The following is a 3,737-nucleotide window of genomic DNA, read 5'->3' as shown; positions in this document are numbered from 1 at the left end:
TCCTTAAAATGTCGGAAAAACATTTATCACTTTTCGATGACCCAAAGTGAGTCTTTTGGTCAGTATCTTTATAATATGCTGACATGACACTCACCACATTTCAATATCTCAAAAGGAACCTTCAGTTTAATGATTTCTTATAAAACCCAGACACCAAGATTCAGGGAAAGACTGATTCAAATCAATCTTTCCTTATATAATTTACTATGTCTTCGGCAGTCTGTGGGAAATATACTCCAGACTTTTCCATTATTGTCTTATAAACCGGTAATATTGGACTATGTCCAAAATCTGCCAAGCTAATGGACTTGAATGGTCGCCCTGCAAATTTATCAGGATACATCAATGCTGTCGACTGATAACTTGCTACAGCCATTAATTTTTTCTCTCTGACAAACAGTAATTCCGCCGGTTCAATATCATCATACAGACGCATCTGCGGAAAATGCTGCCGATAAAAATCAATTTTATAACTGCTGTCATTAGGATGCGGCTTATACAGCAAGACTGTTCCATCACTAAACGGTTCAATTAATTTTCTCAGGCAAGTTAGTTCTTGTTCAATTGTATACCATTTTTTTTCAACCAAAGGCTGGCTTAAAAACAGGATACTGCGCTCAGTAAAAGTTTCCTGTAAAAGGTCATGCTGCGTCAAATCAGTTATTGCCAATTTGATCATATTGTTATCTATCTTTATTGTTCGTGGTGAATATCGCTGCAAAAGTTCCGGTGCATACATATAATCAGCTATACCGGCACGACTGTCACCGGCAGTAGAAGTATTTATATACATATCACTTTTTATCCCTGCTGACCGTTTCAACAACCACAATTTTAGTTTATGGAACAACTCATGTGTTTTTGGCCTGCGGCGATCTTCATTGTAATAAGAAAACAAACCATCTTCATAACGATAATATTCCGTCTTTCCCAATACAGCTGCCAACAACTGATTCTGCGGATCGATATCACTGCCCATGAATACATTATTGATGCCTAGTTTACCAATGCTGTTTTTCACAGACTGTGCCTGTTCATGATAGCTTTTAGTTTTATTCTTGTGCGACAACCAATTGATGAGCGGAAAAACAGCTTTATAGCCGCATTTTGTTGTTGCCATATATTCCATAAGATGGCTCTGCGTCCACTTTTCATAACTATGCGGATGTATAAGTGCTAAATAATTGTCATCACTCCGAAAAATGCTTTTACTCAAAATAAAACATGTCAATAAATGAAACGGTGTGTTAATAATAAATAAATTTTTCATGCTTCACCTCTAATTTTATTTTATCGTAAAGTCTGGTAAAGTACAACTGCAGCCGATTGACTGTATATTGCTCCTTATTACAGTGATCCTGCTCATTGAATCGAATAAAATTACATCAGCATAAAAATTTTTTGAAAATAAAAATGTACAATATTGTATATTTCATCGGTTGAAAAACTCTCCAACAATGCTGTCTTAAAAATTATTTCTATATTGCATTGACTTTATACAAATAACTGGTATCATAATGCTGGCTGACTATAAAAGAAAAGGAAAATTATCATGAATTTTTTTACCGATATGATCAAGGCAAAAAAAAATATTGCCAATAAAATTGATTTGTCAGACAGTATGAATATCGCTTTTGGCATTGATGCCCATTTTGCTTTGGGTATGGGTGTGTTGATGTCCTCAATAATAAAAAATAATCCATCGGCAACGATAGCCTTTCATGTTTTTACTGATAAATTGATAAGTGATGATATTAGTCATCTGGCTGCACTTGGTCGAGCACATAAAAATATTGCTATATATATTTATTATATTAACAATAATAAGTTTACTGCATTTCCCACTCTTTTTACATGGTCCAAGGCTATTTATTATCGTTTTATAATTTGCCGTGAACTTTCAACTGTGTCCAAAAGATGTCTATATCTCGATTCAGATATATTATGTTTAAATTCATTGGAAAACTTGTTTAAAGCAGATTTTAAAAATGCCATAGCATTAGTTGTTCCCGATCATGATGGAATGACAGAATATGCCAGAAGAAATTTTAATTTTAACGGTGAAAAATACTTTAATTCCGGTGTTATGCTGATTGACATCAGACGATGGAATGAAGCAAATATCTCCGAGCAAGCTGTAACACTTTTACAAAATAAAAATAACTTTAAATTTTATGATCAGGATGTTCTTAATATTCTTTTATGCCAAAAAATACTATTTTTACCACATTGCTATAATACTATACGTTCTTTAAATGATACTATTGACAAACTTGACCCTACTATAATATTTCTTCATTATGCAGGCAGTGTCAAACCATGGCAGCGCTGGGGACAGTTCCATCAATTGACATCATTGTGGCATAAATATCAAAAATCCTCTCCCTGGGCCAATGTCCCTGTTCAAGAAGCCAGAACGTATAAACAGGCCAAATTCATGGCCCGTACAATGAAACGTACCGGGAATTACTCTGGCTGGCTGCAATGGAGCACTTTATATATCATATGGAGAATCCGGGATAAAACAATAAAAGCTGTGCAGGAGTGACTATGTTTTCAAACGCGATAAATAATAAATACGAATATCTTTTTGCTGCTGATAAATCTGCCAATGCTATTCATATTGGTTACGGTATTGATGATAACTATGCCCGCTGCATGGGTACTTCAATTTTATCCATCTGCCGGCATAATAATGCTGCTTTTACTTTTCATATCCTAGCGGTCAAATTAAACCATACCAATATTGATCGTATTAAAAATTTGGCCCGGCAATTGAATATTAATATTATTGTATATGAAATAAATCCTGCTATTCTTTGTGAACTGCCAACTTTTGTTCATCTGCCTCTACCTACATATTTTCGATTTATTCTGCCATATATATTACATGAAGAAAAATATATTTATTATATTGACGCCGATATAATCTGTCTCAATTCTGCTGATAAACTATTTTCACTTGATTTACAGAATAATATCATTGCTGCCGTACCCGATCTGGACTGGATGAACAAAAAACGTAACAAAGCCTTACGATTAAAGGATCATACATATTTTAACGCTGGTGTATTGGTCATAAATATTGCTGTCTGGAATAATTTTTCGGTTATGGACAAAGTACTGGCTGTGATAAAAAAAGACCCAGTCCTATTTCGCTATCTTGACCAAGATGCACTCAACGTAGTATTACACAATAAAGTTCTTTATCTTGATAAAATTTATAATTGCATTGATCCTGCTGCAGTAAATAGAAATGACATCGTATTTCTCCATTTTGCTGCCCATCCTAAGCCGTGGAACATAGCCTGGCCTATCAGCAGCATCTGCAATGATTTTAACAGACACTTATATTCTGCATGTGAGCAGCATACTCCTTGGAAAAATGAAGTACTGCAGATGCCATGCAATTATAAAGAGATGAAAGTTTATGCAAAAGCTTTGCGTCATAATGGGAATGTCATAAAATCACTGGGCTGGTATATTAAATATCTGGTAAAAAAATACGCTGGTTAATGTAACATTACTTATTCGAAAGTTATTGCATTTATACACAGCAAAATTCTTAATCTCTAAGAATTTCGTAAACTGTATGCCTTTAAAGCCCTCCTTAACAGAGAGGGTGGCATGGCGTAAGCCATGACGGGAGGGTTTATTTCCTAAACTTCTGCATCCAAAATATTGTCTTGTTTTAAGATAACCCCTCAGTCGGCTGCGCCGACAGCTCCCCTGGAAGG

At 34.9% G+C, this 3,737-nt stretch carries 3 protein-coding genes; 2 read left to right on the top strand and 1 reads right to left on the bottom strand.

Annotated elements, in window-relative coordinates; translation table 11 throughout:
- Positions 1 to 181 precede the first annotated feature (181 nt).
- Entirely contained in the window at positions 182 to 1,270 is a 1,089-nt protein-coding gene (locus I6751_RS10975) for a polysialyltransferase family glycosyltransferase (RefSeq protein WP_196591652.1), read from the bottom strand.
- A 282-nt stretch (positions 1,271 to 1,552) separates the two neighbouring features.
- Between I6751_RS10975 and I6751_RS10970 the strand changes: the two genes are divergently transcribed.
- Together I6751_RS10970 and I6751_RS10965 are read left to right on the top strand one after the other, a co-directional pair.
- Positions 1,553 to 2,548, top strand: coding sequence for a glycosyltransferase family 8 protein (locus I6751_RS10970; RefSeq protein ID WP_196591651.1), 996 nt, complete (start codon positions 1,553 to 1,555; stop codon positions 2,546 to 2,548).
- Positions 2,549 to 2,550: 2 nt separating this feature from the next.
- The gene (locus tag I6751_RS10965; protein WP_196591650.1) at positions 2,551 to 3,516 is read left to right on the top strand and encodes a glycosyltransferase family 8 protein; all 966 of its coding nucleotides are present in this window, start codon (positions 2,551 to 2,553) and stop codon (positions 3,514 to 3,516) included.
- Positions 3,517 to 3,737 lie beyond the last annotated feature (221 nt).

Origin of the sequence: Pectinatus frisingensis (assembly GCF_015732285.1) — a bacterium.
In the GTDB taxonomy this organism is placed as follows: Bacteria; Bacillota; Negativicutes; order Selenomonadales; family Selenomonadaceae; genus Pectinatus; species Pectinatus frisingensis.
Note: the sequence above shows the minus strand (reverse complement) of the source record. Positions and strands in the feature narration are given on the sequence as shown.

Bases quoted from the DNA above. Each gene is read 5' to 3' on its own strand.
- I6751_RS10975 (WP_196591652.1), bottom strand. From the start codon at position 1,270: ATGAAAAATTTATTTATTATTAACACACCGTTTCATTTATTGACATGT.
- I6751_RS10970 (WP_196591651.1), top strand. From the start codon at position 1,553: ATGAATTTTTTTACCGATATGATCAAGGCAAAAAAAAATATTGCCAAT.
- I6751_RS10965 (WP_196591650.1), top strand. From the start codon at position 2,551: ATGTTTTCAAACGCGATAAATAATAAATACGAATATCTTTTTGCTGCT.